Annotated in this window: 15 protein-coding genes and 1 pseudogene; 9 read left to right on the top strand and 7 right to left on the bottom strand. The window is 69.5% G+C overall.

What is annotated here, in order from left to right:
- Position 1 precedes the first annotated feature (1 nt).
- The 3 genes from ACH4EW_RS11160 (at position 2) to ACH4EW_RS11150 (ending at position 3,052) form a co-directional block, all read left to right on the top strand.
- A complete protein-coding gene (locus ACH4EW_RS11160; RefSeq protein WP_398254440.1) occupies positions 2-781 on the top strand; it encodes an ABC transporter permease subunit in 780 nt (259 codons plus the stop codon).
- Positions 782-1,007: 226 nt separating this feature from the next.
- Positions 1,008-2,201 carry an ABC transporter ATP-binding protein gene (locus tag ACH4EW_RS11155; protein WP_398254438.1) on the top strand — a complete coding sequence of 398 codons (1,194 nt, stop codon included), beginning with the start codon at positions 1,008-1,010 and terminating at the stop codon, positions 2,199-2,201.
- Positions 2,198-3,052: an ABC transporter permease subunit gene (locus tag ACH4EW_RS11150; protein WP_398254436.1), complete on the top strand. Its 855-nt coding sequence runs from the start codon at positions 2,198-2,200 to the stop codon at positions 3,050-3,052. Before ACH4EW_RS11155 ends, ACH4EW_RS11150 begins: the two co-directional genes overlap by 4 nt.
- A 21-nt stretch (positions 3,053-3,073) precedes the next feature.
- Here ACH4EW_RS11150 and ACH4EW_RS11145 read toward each other — a convergent pair whose 3' ends face one another.
- Positions 3,074-3,403, bottom strand: a complete 330-nt coding sequence (locus tag ACH4EW_RS11145) for an ATP/GTP-binding protein (RefSeq protein WP_398254433.1) — start codon at positions 3,401-3,403, stop codon at positions 3,074-3,076.
- A gap of 208 nt (positions 3,404-3,611) precedes the next feature.
- Between ACH4EW_RS11145 and ACH4EW_RS11140 the strand changes: the two genes are divergently transcribed.
- Positions 3,612-4,655: an LLM class flavin-dependent oxidoreductase gene (locus ACH4EW_RS11140; protein ID WP_398254431.1), complete on the top strand. Its 1,044-nt coding sequence runs from the start codon at positions 3,612-3,614 to the stop codon at positions 4,653-4,655.
- A 232-nt stretch (positions 4,656-4,887) separates the two neighbouring features.
- Here the strand turns inward: ACH4EW_RS11140 and ACH4EW_RS11135 are convergent, their stop codons facing one another.
- Positions 4,888-5,280, bottom strand: a complete 393-nt coding sequence (locus ACH4EW_RS11135; protein WP_398254429.1) for an SCO5389 family protein — start codon at positions 5,278-5,280, stop codon at positions 4,888-4,890.
- Between the two features lie 258 nt (positions 5,281-5,538).
- Between ACH4EW_RS11135 and nucS the strand changes: the two genes are divergently transcribed.
- Positions 5,539-6,210, top strand: coding sequence for an endonuclease NucS (nucS, locus tag ACH4EW_RS11130; RefSeq protein ID WP_093898543.1), 672 nt, complete (start codon positions 5,539-5,541; stop codon positions 6,208-6,210).
- Between the two features lie 50 nt (positions 6,211-6,260).
- On the opposite strand, the gene ACH4EW_RS11125 is transcribed toward nucS, so the two are convergent.
- The 4 genes and pseudogenes from ACH4EW_RS11125 to ACH4EW_RS11110 all read right to left on the bottom strand — a co-directional run.
- Positions 6,261-8,780 carry an ATP-binding protein gene (locus ACH4EW_RS11125; protein ID WP_398254425.1) on the bottom strand — a complete coding sequence of 840 codons (2,520 nt, stop codon included), beginning with the start codon at positions 8,778-8,780 and terminating at the stop codon, positions 6,261-6,263.
- A gap of 244 nt (positions 8,781-9,024) precedes the next feature.
- Complete coding sequence (locus tag ACH4EW_RS11120) at positions 9,025-9,348, bottom strand: STAS domain-containing protein (RefSeq protein ID WP_073791897.1); 324 nt, start codon at positions 9,346-9,348, stop codon at positions 9,025-9,027.
- A 236-nt stretch (positions 9,349-9,584) separates the two neighbouring features.
- The gene (locus ACH4EW_RS11115) at positions 9,585-10,433 is read right to left on the bottom strand and encodes a 3-hydroxyacyl-CoA dehydrogenase family protein (RefSeq protein ID WP_398254423.1); all 849 of its coding nucleotides are present in this window, start codon (positions 10,431-10,433) and stop codon (positions 9,585-9,587) included.
- A gap of 166 nt (positions 10,434-10,599) precedes the next feature.
- Positions 10,600-10,692, bottom strand: a pseudogene (locus ACH4EW_RS11110) (TetR/AcrR family transcriptional regulator); the annotation flags it as partial.
- 215 nt (positions 10,693-10,907) lie between these two features.
- On the opposite strand from ACH4EW_RS11110, the gene ACH4EW_RS11105 reads away from it, so the two are divergent.
- On the top strand, positions 10,908-11,480 hold the full coding sequence (locus tag ACH4EW_RS11105; protein WP_398254420.1) for a cob(I)yrinic acid a,c-diamide adenosyltransferase: 573 nt from the start codon (positions 10,908-10,910) through the stop codon (positions 11,478-11,480).
- 55 nt (positions 11,481-11,535) lie between these two features.
- Here ACH4EW_RS11105 and ACH4EW_RS11100 read toward each other — a convergent pair whose 3' ends face one another.
- Positions 11,536-12,081, bottom strand: a complete 546-nt coding sequence (locus tag ACH4EW_RS11100; protein WP_398254417.1) for a hypothetical protein — start codon at positions 12,079-12,081, stop codon at positions 11,536-11,538.
- A gap of 151 nt (positions 12,082-12,232) precedes the next feature.
- Here ACH4EW_RS11100 and ACH4EW_RS11095 point away from each other — a divergent pair, with 151 nt between their 5' ends.
- The 3 genes from ACH4EW_RS11095 (at position 12,233) to ACH4EW_RS11085 (ending at position 16,126) form a co-directional block, all read left to right on the top strand.
- Positions 12,233-13,429: a sensor histidine kinase gene (locus tag ACH4EW_RS11095; protein ID WP_398254809.1), complete on the top strand. Its 1,197-nt coding sequence runs from the start codon at positions 12,233-12,235 to the stop codon at positions 13,427-13,429.
- Positions 13,426-14,076, top strand: coding sequence for a response regulator (locus ACH4EW_RS11090; protein ID WP_398254415.1), 651 nt, complete (start codon positions 13,426-13,428; stop codon positions 14,074-14,076). Before ACH4EW_RS11095 ends, ACH4EW_RS11090 begins: the two co-directional genes overlap by 4 nt.
- A gap of 178 nt (positions 14,077-14,254) precedes the next feature.
- The gene (locus ACH4EW_RS11085; protein ID WP_398254412.1) at positions 14,255-16,126 is read left to right on the top strand and encodes a glycosyl hydrolase family 18 protein; all 1,872 of its coding nucleotides are present in this window, start codon (positions 14,255-14,257) and stop codon (positions 16,124-16,126) included.
- The last annotated feature ends 60 nt before the right edge of the window (positions 16,127-16,186 follow it).

Raw genomic sequence — 16,186 nt, 5'->3', positions numbered from 1 at the left:
GATGGCATCGGTACCCGCGGTCCTGACCTCCGAGTGGACCAAGATCCGTACGGTCTCGTCGACCGTCTGGACCCTGATCTCCGCGTTCGCCGTCACCGTCGCGATGAGCGCGGCGCTCTGTGCCCTGATGAACGCCCAGTTCGACCAGCTCCCTCCGATGGAGAGGGCCACCTTCGACCCGACCTTCATCAGCTTCTCCGGCATGGTCCTCGGCCAGCTGGCCATGGTCGTCTTCGGTGTGCTGGTGGTCGGTACGGAGTACAGCTCGGGCATGATCCGCACCTCGCTGGCTGCCGTGCCCCAGCGCGGTTCGTTCCTCTTCAGCAAGGTCGCGGTGGCCGGTGTACTGGCCCTGGTGGTCGGCATCGCCACCAGCTTCACCACGTTCTTCCTCGGGCAGTTCCTCCTCGGTGACCACCGCACGGACATCGGTGCGGAACATGTCCTGCGCGCGGTCGTCGGCGGCGGCATCTACATGGGCCTGATCGGGATCTTCTCGATGGGTGTGGCGACGATGCTGCGCAGCTCCATGCTGTCGCTCGGCATCCTGATGCCGTTCTTCTTCCTGGTCTCCCAGATCCTGTCGGTGGTCCCGGGCGCGAAAAAGGTCGCCCACTACTTCCCCGACCGGGCCGGATCCAAGATCATGCAGGTGGTTCCGGACGCCATGAACAGCAACCCCGCTCCGTACGGGCCGTGGGGCGGGCTCGGCATTCTGGTCGCGTGGGTGGTGGCCGCGCTGATCGGCGGCTATCTCCTACTGAAGAAGCGGGACGCATGACTGGCGGGCGGATGCACGGCCTGCCGGCGGGGATGCACGGCAGGCGGGCGGACACATGAACCGAACAAGCCCGGAAGCACTCCGTCCGCTCTGCCGGGGAAGCGACGCGCTCTCGTAACGACTTGGCCGGAACCGTCAAGGCCTGGATATCCTCATAACTCTTACGGGGGGCGTGCGGCCGGACGGCGTGGCCCCCGACGAGAGACAAAGTCGATGGGGCTGGAGCATGATCGAGGCAGTCGGCCTGACCAAGCGCTATGGCGCGAAGACGGCCGTGTACAACCTTTCCTTCCAGGTGCGGCCGGGTACCGTCACCGGATTCCTCGGTCCCAACGGGTCGGGCAAGTCCACCACCATGCGCATGATGCTGGGCCTGGACCGACCGACTTCCGGCCATGTCACGATCGGCGGCCACCCCTTCCGCAGTCTGCCGAACGCTCCGCGGCTGGTGGGCGCGCTGCTGGACGCGAAGGCGGTGCACGGCGGGCGCAGCGCCCGTAACCACCTCCTGTCACTCGCCCAGCTCGCGGGCATCCCGGCCGCCCGGGTCGACGAAGTGCTCGGTGTGGTCGGTCTCCAGAACGTCGCGCGGAAGCGGTCCAAGGGCTTCTCGCTCGGTATGGGCCAGCGGCTCGGCATCGCGGCGGCGCTGCTCGGCGACCCGCAGGTGCTGCTCTTCGACGAGCCCGTCAACGGTCTCGACCCCGAGGGCATCCTCTGGGTCCGCAATCTGATGAAGATGCTGGCGGCGGAGGGCCGTACGGTCTTCGTCTCCAGCCATCTGATGAGCGAGATGGCACTCACCGCCGACCATCTGATCGTGATCGGCCGCGGGCAGCTGCTCGCCGACATGAGCGTCAAGGACTTCATCTCCGCCAATTCGGCCGACTTCGCCCGGGTGCGGGTCGCGGACGGTGTGCAGGAGCAGCGGGAGAAGCTGACCGCCTCGCTCACCGAGGCGGGCGGCCAGGTCATGTCGGAGCCGGACGGAGCCCTGCGGATCACCGGTCTGCAGCTACCGCGGATCAGCGACCTGGCTCACGAGTCGGATGTCCGGCTGTGGGAGCTCTCGCCGCACCAGGCCTCGCTCGAGGAGGCGTACATGCGGATGACGCAGAGCGCCGTGGACTACCGCTCGACGGTGGACCAGAAGGCCGGGCTGCAGCAGCCGGTGCACGGCGGGTACGGACAGCAGCCCGGTTACGGGGCGCCGCAGCCGCCGGTCCCGGAGATGCCGCAGCAGGCCTGGTACGCCCCGCCACCGCCCGGACAGAACCCGTACGCGGCAGCCCCGCCGGCACCAGCCGCCCCCGCCCCTGCCGCCCCGGCGCCACCAGTCGCAGCCCCTGCGGCCCCGCCGGCGCCCGCCGCAGCCCCTGCAGACCTGACCGAGCGCAAGACCAGCGAGGACGCCCGATGACCACCCCGCCGACCCCGCAGGCGCCGTACCAGCAGCAGAACTGGCAGGACGCATCGGCCCCTCTGTACGCCTCACCGATCCCGGTGCGCCGCGCCACCCTCGGCGATGCGCTCGCCTCCGAATGGACCAAGATCCGTTCGGTGCGCTCCACGATGTGGACGCTCGGCGTCATGATCGTGTTGCTGCTCGGCCTCGGACTGGCGGTGGCCGCGCTCATGAACATGGCCGACACCGAGATGGGCGACGTCCCGGTGCTCAGCTTCGGCTTCTTCGGGGTGCTCCTCGGTTCGATCTGTGTGATCACGCTCGGCGTGATGACCATCGCCTCCGAGTACGGCACCGGCATGATCCGTACGACGCTGACTGCCTGCCCCAGCCGCGCGCGGGTGCTGACCGCGAAGGCGGTCGTCTTCTTCCTGCTCACCTTCGTCATCACGACCGTGACGACCACGCTGGTCGGCGCGTTGCAGACGTCCATCCTCGGCGGAGTGGCGCCCACCGGTGGCGAGTGGCTGCGCGCCACGGTCGGCGTCGGCCTCTACATCGCGACCCTGGGGCTGCTCTCACTCGCGGTCGGCGCTCTCATCCGGCACTCCGCGGGTGCGATCACGGTCATGATCGGGGTGGTGCTGCTGCCACTGGTGCTGGGCATGTTCATGTTCGCGACGTCGCTCAGTGCCGTACAGAAGGCGCTCTTCGAGTACTCGATCCCCAGCCAGCTCAGTGCGTTCTACGACACCTCGGTCACCGGGTCGGGGCCGACCGGCTGGGAGCCGCTGTGGATCATGCTCGGCGTCACGGGCGTGGCCCTGATCGGGGCCTACCTGTCGCTGGAGAAGCGCGACGCCTGACCGGCCGCCGTTCGCCGTAGCTCAGTAACGAGGCGCGTTCCTGGACCGCTGCACCTGCGTGGTGCGGCGGTCCTTCGCGTTCCAGCAGGCCTTGTGCCAGTGCCTGCGGTCGTCGATCCCGCCGTATTCGGACCAGGCCACCAGATGCGGAACGCCGGACGGGATCTCCTGGTCGCAGCCGGGGCAGCGGTACCGCTTGCCGGCCGCGCTCGCGCCGCTCACCGGGCGGACCGACCACCCCTCACCCTGCCACTGTTCGGTGCGTCCGCCGCCGCCGTACCGGGCCGCCGGCACCGCTGCACTGTCGTAGGGACTCTCGCCGCCTCGGGGGCGGTTGCGGCGCGGGGACACGTAACACCTCACGGGGCAGACTGGACAGTTCCCGTCCAGCGTAGGGCCATTTGGCCGAGCCGGGTGTCCCGCGCCGCACGGGACAGCACCCCGGGCGGGGTGAGTTACCGGAAAATCGCAACAGCTTGCTGCCGGACCGTGCCCTTGGCACGTGTCAGACGTTGTTGCCAGTACGGAAGCCGCGTCGGCCGCAAGGAGGCAATAGGCGATGCGTGTGGGAACGTTCGTACTGGCAGCCCAGTTTCCGGGACAGGGACCGGGGGAAGCGCTTCATCGCGCGATCCGGTCCACCGAGCTCGCGGAGGAATCCGGGCTCGACTCGGTCTGGCTGGCAGAACATCATTTCGTGCCGTACGGAGTCTGCCCGTCCGCTGTCACCCTGGCCGCGCTGCTGCTCGGCCGCACCCGGAGGATCCGGGTGGGTACGGCGGTGAGCGTGCTGCCGACCCAGCATCCGGTCGCGCTGGGCGAACAGGCCGCGCTGCTCCATCTCACCAGCGGCGGCAGGTTCACGCTCGGCGTCGGCCGGGGCGGCCCCTGGGTGGACCTGGAGGTGTTCGGAGGAGGCCTGGAGGCGTACGAGAAGGGCTTCCCGGAGTCCTTGGAGCTGCTGCTCGACTGGCTGACCAAGCCACGGGTGGCGGGGAGCGGGGAGCGGTACGGCTTCCGCGAGGTGGCGGTGGTCCCCCGGGCCGACGAACTGCTCGGCGTGGACGACGGCGAGAGCCCCGGCGGGCCCGAGGTGATCGTCGCGTGCACCTCGCCGAGAACGGTGAAGCTCGCCGCGGAGAACGGTCTGCCGATGCTGCTCGGTATGCACTGCGGGGACGAGGAGAAGGCCGAGATGGTCGCCCTGTGGCGCTCCGCCGCCCTCGCCGCGGGCCGCTCGCCCGAGAGCGTCCGGGAGGCCGGACATGTGTCCGCAGGGGTGGCCCAGATCGCCGACCGTGCCGAGGACGCCGTGGAGACGCTCGTGAAGGCGATGCCCGGCTGGCTGCGACAGGGCCTGGACGCCCATGTCACGGTCGACGGCCGGCACCGGGTGATGCGCGACCCGGTCGCCTATACGGAACTGCTGTGCGGCCTTCATCCGGTGGGCCCGCCCCGGCTCGCGGCCGACCGGCTCGCCGCCACCGCCGAGCGAACAGGCATCACCCGCTTCGCGCTCCTGGTGGAGGGCTCGGGAGATCTGGCAGCCACGGAGGAGAACGTAGCGCGGCTGGGCACCGAAGTACTGCCGCTGCTCACATAACGACCTCGCCCACGATTGGCAGTGGGAGAAGGAGCGGCGTCTGGGGCCTTCGGATCCAAGGCGGAGGAGGGAGTCGACGCGGCGCGTCGGCGAGTGACGACAACGCCGGAGGCGGAGGTCCCAGACACCGCGACGCCGCTGACAATCGTGGGCGAGGTCGTAAGGCCGGCACCTGGGGGCTGCCGCCCCGGAGCCAGGTGCACCCCCCGGCCCGGAACGGCAACAGAAGCGTTTAGCAGTCCCGTAGTTCGGGCGACTGATTGAGCAACTGGCCCCTCACCGAGGTGAAACGGGCCAGGCGCTCGTCGACCGAGGCGTCCAGCGGGAACACCGCGACGCGGTGGCAGTTCTGGAATGCCAGACGCACCCCGAAGTGCCGCTGCAGAGCGCCACGTATCGCATCACTCGCGAGCGCGCGCAGCAGCTGGCCACGTGCCTGCTCGTCCGGCGGGGGCGTCTGGTTGTCGGCGAACTCTCCGCCGTCGACCTTCAGCCGAGCCACCAGGGAGCTGATCATCTCCCATGCGTAGGGCAGGGAGGTCCGGACGCAGTCGACGAAGTCGGCTTCGTCGACCTCGCCTCGCTCGGCCTGTTCCAACAGCGCCGGTGAGACGTCGAGCGACATGGGTTCTCCTCTCGCGACCCCGACGCCGGGCCGGGGCCTTACGGGCAGGGCAGGAGGGCGGCGACGCAGCGTGCACAGACGGCGACCTCCTGCTTCCACCGTAAGGGCGCAGTCCTGGCCGCACCAGGAGATTGGGAACACAACCGGCCAATAACGAAGGGGGCAAAGAGGGACAAGCCCCAGCGCCCCGGTCCGGGCCCGTAGTGCGGCAGGGGGAGAATCGCGTGGAGCACCCGTCGTCGAGTAGCGTTGCCGACCATGCGTCTCGTCATCGCCCGCTGCTCCGTGGACTACGCCGGCCGGCTCACCGCCCACCTGCCCTCCGCTCCCCGTCTGATCCTGGTGAAGGCGGACGGGAGTGTTTCGATCCACGCCGACGACAGGGCGTACAAACCTCTCAACTGGATGTCACCGCCCTGCACCCTCAAGGAGGGCGCCGACGACACCGCGGGCGTCTGGACCGTGGTCAACAAGGCGGGCGAGAAACTGATCATCACGATGGAGGAAATCCTCCATGACTCGTCCCATGAGCTGGGTGTCGACCCGGGCCTCATCAAGGACGGCGTCGAAGCACATCTGCAGGAACTTCTCGCTGACCGGATCGAGACACTCGGCGAGGGCTACACCCTGATCCGCCGTGAGTACTTCACCGCCATCGGACCGGTCGACATCCTGTGCCGGGACGCCGACGGCCAGACCGTGGCCGTGGAGCTGAAGCGGCGCGGCGACATCGACGGCGTGGAGCAGCTGACCCGCTATCTGGAGCTGCTCAACCGCGACCCCCACCTCGCCCCCGTGAAGGGCATCTTCGCGGCGCAGGAGATCAAGCCGCAGGCGCGGGTGCTGGCGACGGACCGCGGGATCGGCTGTGTGGTGCTCGACTACGACGCGCTGCGCGGCATCGAGGACGACAAACTCCGCCTGTTCTGACCTTCCGCGAACGCCGGACGCGCAGGACCCGTCCGGCGTTCGGCGACTTCTCAGGCCACCGTCGGGCTGCTGTCCGCACTGGCCGCCGCTGACGGCGAAGAAGAAGGCCCGTTCGCCGAGTCGGAGGTGTTCGGCGATGTCGGCGGGGTCTGGGTCGCCGAGTCCGTCGGGTCCGGGGAGTCGGTCTCCGTCGGGGTCGGGCTCGGGCTGCTCGGCTTCGTCGGCGTGGACGACTCCGTCGGGCCGGACGACTCGGTCGGCTTGCCCGAAGACGGCTTGTCGCTGGACGGCGTGTCCGACGACGGGGTGCCGCTCGGTCCCGTCGCTCCCATGGACGGCGTACCGCTCACGCCAGGCGTGGGCTGACTGCCCGACGGGGCCGGCGTCTCCGCGCTGCCGCTGGATGTCGTGTCTCCGGGGGTCCAACCGTCCGTGGGCCCGTCGGCCGGGGCTCCGTCCTCGCTGTCGTCCCGGCCCGCCGGCTCCTCGGTCGTGACACCCGGATTCCGCTGGGCATCGCCGTCGCCGGACGACATCCCCAGCGCCACCACCGTGCCGAGTACAGCGGCCAGGAGGACGCCCGTGCCCGCCGCGGCCAGTTTGCGCCGGGGCCCGCCCAGCGCTCCGAAACGGCCTCCTCGCGCTCCTGAGGCGGCTGCGGGGGCGCTCTGCCGGGGTATCACCGCGGTGACGTCCTCGTACGGCCGCGGCAACGCCTGCGTCACGGCTTCCGCCGGGCCGACGGGCGACGGCACCGGCTCCTCGTACCACGGGGCCGGCATGTCATCGCCCACCGGGACGGGCCCGCCGGGCAGCGGGCCACCGGAGCGGTCCGCCACCAGGGCGAGCGCGCGTCGTCCGGCCACCGCGCCCGCCTTGTCGGCGAGCACCCCGCGCATGCCGATCGCGGTCTCCAGCTCGGCCCTGGCCCGGTCCGGATTGCCGGTGCAGAGGGCGAGGACGCCCAACTCATGGTGGAAGTACGCCTCTTCGGCGACCTCCCCGGCGATCCTGGCCGCCTCCTGGCCGATCCGCAGGGCCTTCTCCCAGGCGCCCCAGTGCAGTCCTGCCGCGAAGGCCGGGGAGGCGCTGCGGGCCAGTAGCACGGCCACGCTGGTCTGCCCCGCCCCGTCGCCGGGGACGAGCTGTGCCATCGCCGCGATGACGGCGTCGGCTTCGGCTGTCACCCGTACGGGGGTGACCGAGGGATGCCCGGCCCACCATGCGTAGTGCTGGGCCGCCGTCCGGGCCCGGTCGATGCTGTCTTCTCCGTATCCGGCGGCCTCCAGCTGGACGAGGACTCCGGCGGCCAGCCGGTAGCGGGCACCGGCCGGGGAGAGCAGTCCGCAGCCGGCCAGTTCACCGAGCGCGGCGTCGGCGTGGGTGTCCCCCACGAGCGCCGGCAGGTGCGCCTGATGCGGCACCTCGCCGCCGAGTGCGACCGCGAAGCGCAGGGTGTCGCGGGCGGACCCGCTCAGCCGTGAGGCGAGCAGTGCGGCGGGCGCCGCGCCCTCGCCGAGGCTGGGCAGCGGTATGTGGACGCCGTCGATTTCCTCGTCGTGCCCGAAGGGCGCTTCGGCGGGCCGGGCGTCGAGGCCGCCGAACGCGTCGGGGTCGGTGCGCAGGATGTCGCGCTGGCGCAGCAGGGCACCCGCCTGGACGAAGCGCAGCGGCAGTCCCTCGGACTCGAACCAGAGGTCTCCCGCCCAGTTCGCCTCCTCCTCGGTGAGCGGACGCTCGACGACCTGCTCCAGCAGGTCGATCGAGGAGCTGCGGCCGAGGCCTGCGAGGAAGACCTCTTCGATGTGCGAGTCCGGGGTGGGTGCGGCGACATCCGGAGTCGTCGCGAACAGGAAGGCGCACTCCGGAGTGGCGTCGAGCAGCTCCTCCAGGGCGGCCCCGCCGAATTCCAGGTCGTCGAGTACGACGACGGCGCCGATGCTCCGGACCTTTTCGAGGAGACCGGCGCGGTCGGGCCGGTGCAGCCGCGCGTCATGGACGGCCTCGAAGAGTCCGTACAGCAGGTCGGTGGCGGTCCGCTTGTAGCCGGAGAGCCGTACGACTCCGTCCGGTGCGAGGTCCGCGCAGTCGGCGGCGACGGCGTTCAGCAGCGCTGTACGACCGGTTCCAGCCGGTCCGGTGACCCGCACCGAGCGGCCTCGGGCCAGCAGGCGTGCCAGCCGTTCGCGCTCTTCCGCACGCTCCAGGAGGGGCGGCTGGGAAGCGGGCGGTCCCGGCGGCACGGGCGGTGCGGTGGCGCGTTCGCGGTCGGTGCGCTCGGCCGCGGTGCGCCGGACCGGCAGATCTGGATGTTCCCCGGGCGGGCACAACTCGACCTCGCTGCCGTCGACCGGGTTGACGGTGAGGAGATAGTCACCCGATATCAGTCGGACGACACGCGCCTGTTGCGGCGTTTGCTGACCGAAATCCGCGGTGATGGGGCCTCCCCTGCTCGAACGGAGCTGAGAACTCGGGGAAGAATCGCGGGACGGCTGCCGTCGGCTGGTTCCCTCACCGAAGCTGTCGTTGTCCCGGCCGTACTCTTCCGGCCGCCGGTGTGTCGGGTCCATCGCCAAAGCCCCCAGACGCGTCGCGCACGATTGCTTGCCCCTCCGAGCCTCGCACGCCCCGCTGTCGTTTCCGGTCCGGTGTCCGCCCGGTGGGTTCGTGAATCGGCGGACGGCCGAACCCTAGACCGTCGCCCTGTGTCCGCGCACAGTCGGGGGGCCACACCGCCCGAAGCGCACGCTTCTCACGCGGATTGCGCACCTTGGGCCGGACGCCCCCGGCCAGACGGGACTTTCGCAACACGCCCTAGACGCGCGGCAGGGAGTCCGCGGCGATTCCGCCCTCGATGGCCAGAATGCGGTGCAACCGGGTCGCCACCAACAGGCGCTGCATCTGCGGCGGCACACCCCGCAGCACGAGCCGTCGTCCGGCCCGGCCGGCCCGGCGGTGCGCGCCCATGATGACACCGAGCCCGGTGGCGTCCCAGGAATCCAGCTCGGTCAGGTCGAGCACCAGGTCGCCGACTCCGTCGTCGAGGGCCGAGTGCAGGGCCGTACGGGCGTCCGCCGCGCTACGGACGTCGAGGCGGCCCCCGACGACCAGCTCGACGTGGTCGCCCCTGATGTGCATATGCGCTCCCCGGAATTGCTCCATAGCAAGGTTCGTTCGTCTGTTCTGTCTCTGTCACAACTGACCGTGACAGAGACAGGGAAGTTGCCGTCTGTAAGCGAACCGACACCGAAATCACCCCGCGGAGTGACCAAGGCCCGGCGAGGACCCACACGGATCCATCGATTCCAGGAGAAGCCCCCAGGACCTCCGGGCCTGACCGACGGCAGATCAGGCAACCGGAGGACCGAAAACGATCAGTACGTGTAGAAGCCCTGCCCGCTCTTGCGGCCGATGTCACCTGCGTCCACCATCCGGCGCATCAGCTCCGGCGCGGCGAACTTCTCGTCCTGGGACTCGGTGTAGATGTTGCTCGTGGCATGCAGCAGGATGTCGACCCCGGTCAGGTCCGCCGTGGCCAGGGGCCCCATCGCGTGACCGAAGCCCAGCTTGCAGGCGATGTCGATGTCCTCGGCCGAAGCCACGCCCGACTCGTACAGCTTGGCGGCCTCGACGACGAGCGCCGAGATCAGCCGGGTGGTGACGAAGCCGGCCACGTCCCGGTTGACGACGATACAGGTCTTGCCGACGGACTCGGCGAACTCCCTTGCGGTGGCGAGGGTTTCGTCGCTGGTCTTGTAGCCGCGCACGAGTTCGCAGAGCTGCATCATCGGAACCGGCGAGAAGAAGTGCACACCGACGACGCGCTCGGGGCGCTCCGTCACGGCCGCGATCTTGGTGATCGGGATTGCGGAGGTGTTGGAGGCGAGAACGGCATCGTCCCGGACGATCTTGTCGAGGGCCCGGAAGATCTCGTGCTTGACCTCGAGCTTCTCGAAGACGGCCTCGACGACGACATCCGCGTCGGCGACCGCGTCGAGGTCGGTGGTGGTGGTGATGCGGCCGAGCGCGGCATCGGCGTCGGCCGCCTCCAGCTTCCCCTTGGAGACGAACTTGTCGTACGAGGCCTTGATGCCGTCACGACCACGGATCAGGGCCTCGTCGGTGACATCACGCAGCACGACGTCCCAGCCCGCCTGGGCGGAGACCTGCGCGATGCCGGATCCCATGAGTCCGGCTCCGATGACGGCGAGCTTCCTGGCCACGTGTACACCCCTTGGTTTCTGTTCGCCCCTGCAGTTGGTCCCTGCACGGCACGGTCCTCACAGTTGCTCACATGCTCTCCGGCGGAGATTAGTACCCGTGAGGGACTCTGGGGCCGTGAAGAGATGCGCGTCACGTCTCAGATGACGGACATCACACCGGCACACGTCATCCGACCGCGCGCCGGGCGTAGTTGAGGACCTTCTCGCCGAGGAGGTCTTCGATCTCGTCGAGCAGGACGAGTACCTCGCGCGAGACGTCGACCGCCTAAGGGCTGTCCCGTAATCCGTGGTGGATCAGCGCGCGGCGTCAGATGTGGTGCATCGCAAGACGGAGGGACGCCCGAATACTGGATGTATTCGGGCGTCCCGACAACGCGGCGAGGTGCCACAGCTGTCGTCGCGCGCCCACCAGGGATTACGGGACAGCCCTTAGCGGTCGGCCATCTCCTGGCCGGCGCAGCCTAGGCTGGTCGTATGGTCAACCTGACACGCATCTACACCCGCACCGGCGACCAGGGCACCACCGCCCTCGGCGACATGAGCCGGACCGCCAAGACCGATCTGCGGATCTCCGCGTACGCCGACACCAATGAGGCCAATGCCGTCATCGGTACGGCGATCGCGCTCGGGCAGCTCTCCGAGGATGTCGTGAAGGTCCTCGTCCGTGTGCAGAACGACCTGTTCGACGTGGGCGCGGATCTGTCGACCCCGGTCGTCGAGGAACCGAAGTATCCGCCGCTGCGCGTCGAGCAGAGTTACATCGACAAGCTGGAGGCCGACTGCGACCACTTCCTGGAGCAGTTGGAGAAGCTACGCAGCTTCATCCTGCCGGGCGGGACGCCGGGGGCGGCGCTGCTGCACCAGGCGTGCACGGTGGTCCGGCGTGCGGAGCGGTCCACGTGGGCGGCGCTGGAGGTGCACGGCGAGGTGATGAACGCGCTGACGGCGACGTATCTCAACCGGCTCTCCGACCTGCTGTTCATCCTCGCGAGGACGGCGAACAAGGCGGTCGGCGACGTGCTGTGGGTACCGGGCGGCGAGCGGTAGCCGCTGCGTCCCGATCGCCGCACGGGCTCGGCCGTGCGGCGGTTGAGGACAAGCGTCACCCGGACGCCCCCGGTGACCGTTTCGGGAACAGCGTGTAGCTCCCCGCGATGACCACGTTGATCCCGATCACGAAGAGCATCGTCCGCTGCCACGACTGCAGCGACGTCACATCCCCGTCCCCGCCCACGTACCAGATCGCCGCCTGCAGCAGCGCCAGCGCCGTCACGGCCGCGACCGTCCACCGCGCCGCGGTCTTCCACTCGTACACCGCACGCTCCATCCCGTACTTCGGCGGCTTCACCGGCGGCGGGCCGCCCGCGAAGCGGTGGGCGACCCGGGCGTCGACCCAGCGGATCGTGGAGTGGCCGAGCCCCACCGTGAAGCCGATGTAGACCGCTGCGAGACCGTGCTTCCAGTCGGGCTCGGCCCCGTTCTTCAGGTCGATGGCCGTGACCACCAGCAGCACGATCTCCAGCAGCGGCTCGCACAGGAGCACGGCCGCACCCAGCCGCGGCTTCTTCGCCAGGTACCGCAGTGCGAGCCCCGCAGCCAACAGCACCCAGAAGCCGACTTCGCAGAGCACGATCAGCGTGACGATCACGGTACTTCTCCTTCCGGTCCCTTCCATCCTTCCGGCCACGGCGCCCGCGGTCGTCGTCGTCAGTGACGAACCGTGACTGCATCCTTCGATGTACTCGGGCCTCACCCCCGGTAGGGAGGTCCTGGGGGAGGCCACCGTGTTGGATGGGAGGGTGCTCTCCTACGCCCGCCCGCACCGTCACGACGTACTGATCGCCGTCATCGGCCTCCTCGGCGGCCTGTTCCTGTGGATGCTCGGACTGCACCTGCAGGGCAACCGGACCTTCGTCGCCCCGTGGCTCTCCCTGGTGCCGCTCACCGTCGTCTCACTGCTGGAACTGGTGCGCAGGACCGCCCCGCAGACCGCGCTGGTCATCGGCACGCTCGCGCTGGTCGCGGACCAGTTCACGGTCGGGAACCTGGCGACCGTAGTGATGTTCACGGACCTCATGTACGCGGCCGTGCTGTACGGGACACCGTCCGCCGCCCGCCGTATCCCGGTCACCACGTTTCTGATCACGGTCGCGGTCACGATCGGGTTCCTGGCATGGTTCCGCGATCCCCAGGCGCTGCTCGTCGGCGTCGTCTCCGGAATGATCTCGTTCCTGCCCGCCATCACCGGTGTCAGCGTCCGCAACCACCGGGAGGCCGCCGAGACCGCCCGGTTGCACGCCGATCAGACCGCGCTGCTGGCCGAGATGGACCGTACCCAGGCGGTGACCGCCGAGCGCACCCGGATGGCCCGCGAGCTCCACGACATGGTGGCGAACCATCTCTCCGCCATCGCCATCCACTCCACCGCCGCGCTCTCCATCGACACCCCGGAGACCTCGCGCGAGGCGCTGGGGGTGATCCGGGAGAACAGCGTCGACGGTCTTGCCGAGATGCGCCGGCTGATCGGACTGCTGCGTGCCGGCGGCGCCGGTCCGGAGCCGAGCGCCTCGCCGACGCTCGCCTCGTTGGACGCACTGGTCGAACAGGCCCGCACGAACGCCGCTTCGACCGGGCTGACCTGCACGTTCGAGGACAACCGCGGCGAGCGGGACCAGCTGCCCGCGCCGGTCGAGCTGGCCACGTACCGGATCGTCCAGGAGTCCCTGACGAACGCGCTCAAGCATGCCGCGCCCGGCCCGGTCGTGGTGCGGCTCGGACGGGCCGGGCAGCTGCTCATGGTGGAGGTCAGCAGTGTGTTCGGCGACCGTCCCGGTCCGCGCGCACCAGGGTCGGGGGCCGGCCTGGTGGGGATGCGGGAGAGAGTGGCGCTGCTGGGCGGAGAGATCGAGGCGGGTCCGGTGAGCACCGGCAACGGGACGAAGATCTGGCGGGTACGGGCCGAACTGCCCGTGGAGGAAGGGACCGTAAGGGGATGACGATCCGGGTTGTGGTCGCCGAGGACCAGTCGGCCGTCCGTGCGGGGCTGGTGCTCATTCTGCGCAGCGCGCCGGACATCGAGGTCGTCGGCGAGGCCGGGGACGGGGAGGAGGCGGTGCGCCTGGCCCGCGAGCTGCGGCCGGATCTGGTGCTGATGGACGTTCAGATGCCGCGGCTGGACGGGGTGTCGGCGACCCGGCAGGTCGTGGCCGAGAAGCTCGCGGATGTGCTGGTGCTGACGACGTTCGATCTGGACGAGTACGTCTTCGGGGCACTGCGGGCGGGGGCTGCGGGCTTCCTGCTGAAGAACACCGATGCGCACGATCTGCTCGAAGCCGTACGCACGGTGGCGCGCGGCGAGGGGATGATCGCCCCGGCCGTGACGCGCCGCCTGATCGCGGAGTTCGCCGGGGCCACCCCCGTCAGGCGTGCGAACACGCCCGACCCGGCAGCGCTCGACGCGCTCACCCGGCGCGAGCGGGAGGTGCTGAGCTGTCTCGGTGCGGGGCTGTCGAACGCCGAGATCGCGGTCCGGCTCTCGATGGCCGAGGCGACAGTGAAGACACATGTCAGCAGGGTGCTGGGCAAACTGGAGCTGCGCAGCCGCGTCCAGGCGGCAGTGATGGCACAGGAGTTGGGCATCTGAGGCTTGGACCGACCACCCCGAACTTTGGTCTGAACCTCTTGACGATTGGTCCAGACCTTCCTAGTCTCACCGAACACACTGCGGTGAGTTCGCCGTGTCAAGGCGTGCTCAGGGCGGCGCAGGGTTTGCAGTCCACGGACCACCCCCCGTTTCTCCGGACCTCACCCGAGGAGCACCGTTGAGCACTGAAACCCCTTTACGCCGGGCCCGATTCGGACTCGGGACCGGCAGAGCCACCAGATCCAGAGCGGTCGCGGGCCTCACCGCACTGCTCCTTCCGCTCGCCGCGATGGTCGGCCTGGCCTCCCCCGCCGAAGCCACCACCTCGGCGACCGCCACGTACGTCAAGAAGTCCGACTGGGGCAGCGGCTTCGAGGGCCAGTGGACGGTGAAGAACACCGGCACCACCGCCCTCTCCTCCTGGACCATCGAGTGGGACTTCCCCTCGGGCACCGCGGTCAGCTCCGCCTGGGACGCCACCGTCACCAACTCCGGAACCCACTGGACCGCCAAGAACCTCGGCTGGAACGGCTCGGTCGCACCGGGCGCCAGTGTCTCCTTCGGCTTCAACGGCACCGGCCCCGGTGCCCCCACCGGCTGCAAGCTGAACGGCGCCTCCTGCGACGGCGGCAGCGTCCCCGGCGACAACGCCCCCTCGGCGCCGGGCACCCCCACCGCGACCAGCATCACCGACACCTCGGTCAAGCTGAGCTGGACCGCGGCGACCGACGACAAGGGCATCAAGAACTACGACGTCCTGCGCGACGGCACCGTCGTCACAACGGTCACCGGTACGACGTACACCAACACCGGTCTCACCGCGGGCACCGACTACTCGTACACCGTGCAGGCCCGTGACACCGCCGGCCAGACCGGTCCGGTAAGCGGCGCGGTCAAGGTCCACACCACCGGTGGCGGCGGCAACCCCGGCACCGGCGGCAAGATCAACCTCGGTTACTTCACCGACTGGGGTGTCTACGGCCGGAATTACCACGTCAAGAACCTGGACACCTCGGGTTCGGCCGCGAAGATCACGCACATCAACTACGCCTTCGGCAATGTGACCGGCGGCAAGTGCGCGATCGGTGACGCCTACGCCGACTACGACATGGCGTACACCGCCGACAAGTCCGTCGACGGCGTCGCCGACACCTGGGACCAGCCACTGCGCGGCAGCTTCAACCAGTTGCGCAAGCTCAAGGCGAAGTACCCGAACATCAAGGTCCTGTGGTCCTTCGGCGGCTGGACCTGGTCCGGCGGCTTCGGTGAGGCCGCGAAGAACCCGGCCGCGTTCGCCCAGTCCTGCTACGACCTGGTCGAGGACCCCCGCTGGGCCGATGTCTTCGACGGCATCGACATCGACTGGGAGTACCCCAACGCCTGCGGTCTGACCTGTGACACCAGCGGACCGGCCGCCCTGAAGGGCATCACCTCGGCGCTGCGCACGAAGTTCGGCAGCAAGAACCTGGTGACGGCCGCCATCACCGCCGATGCCTCCGCCGGTGGCAAGATCGACGCCACCGACTACGCCGGCGCGGCCCAGTCCCTGGACTGGTACAACGTGATGACGTACGACTTCTTCGGTGCCTGGGAGGCGAAGGGCCCGACCGCCCCGCACTCCCCGCTCACCTCCTACAGCGGCATCCCGCAGGCCGGCTTCAACTCCGCCGACGCCATCGCCAAGCTGAAGGCGCAGGGCGTTCCCGCGTCGAAGCTGCTGCTCGGCATCGGCTTCTACGGCCGCGGCTGGACCGGTGTCACCCAGGACGTGCCCGGCGGCACCGCCACCGGAGCGGCGCCCGGCACCTATGAGGCGGGCATCGAGGACTACAAGGTCCTGAAGACCAGTTGCCCGGCCACCGGCACGATCGCCGGTACGGCGTACGCACACTGCGGCACCAACTGGTGGAGCTACGACACCCCGGCCACCATCGCGTCCAAGATGACCTGGGCGAAGGGCCAGGGCCTGGGAGGCGCGTTCTTCTGGGAATTCAGCGGGGACACCACCAACGGTGAACTCGTCAGCGCGATCAACAACGGTCTGAAGTAGGACCGACCGCCGGTCGGTCCAGCCCCCATTCAGTACCGCGCACAACCCCGAAAAGCAGCC

It is taken from the genome of Streptomyces sp. NPDC018000, assembly GCF_044328025.1.
Lineage (GTDB): Bacteria > Actinomycetota > Actinomycetes > Streptomycetales > Streptomycetaceae > Streptomyces.
This window is presented reverse-complemented; position numbering and strand designations above follow the sequence as displayed.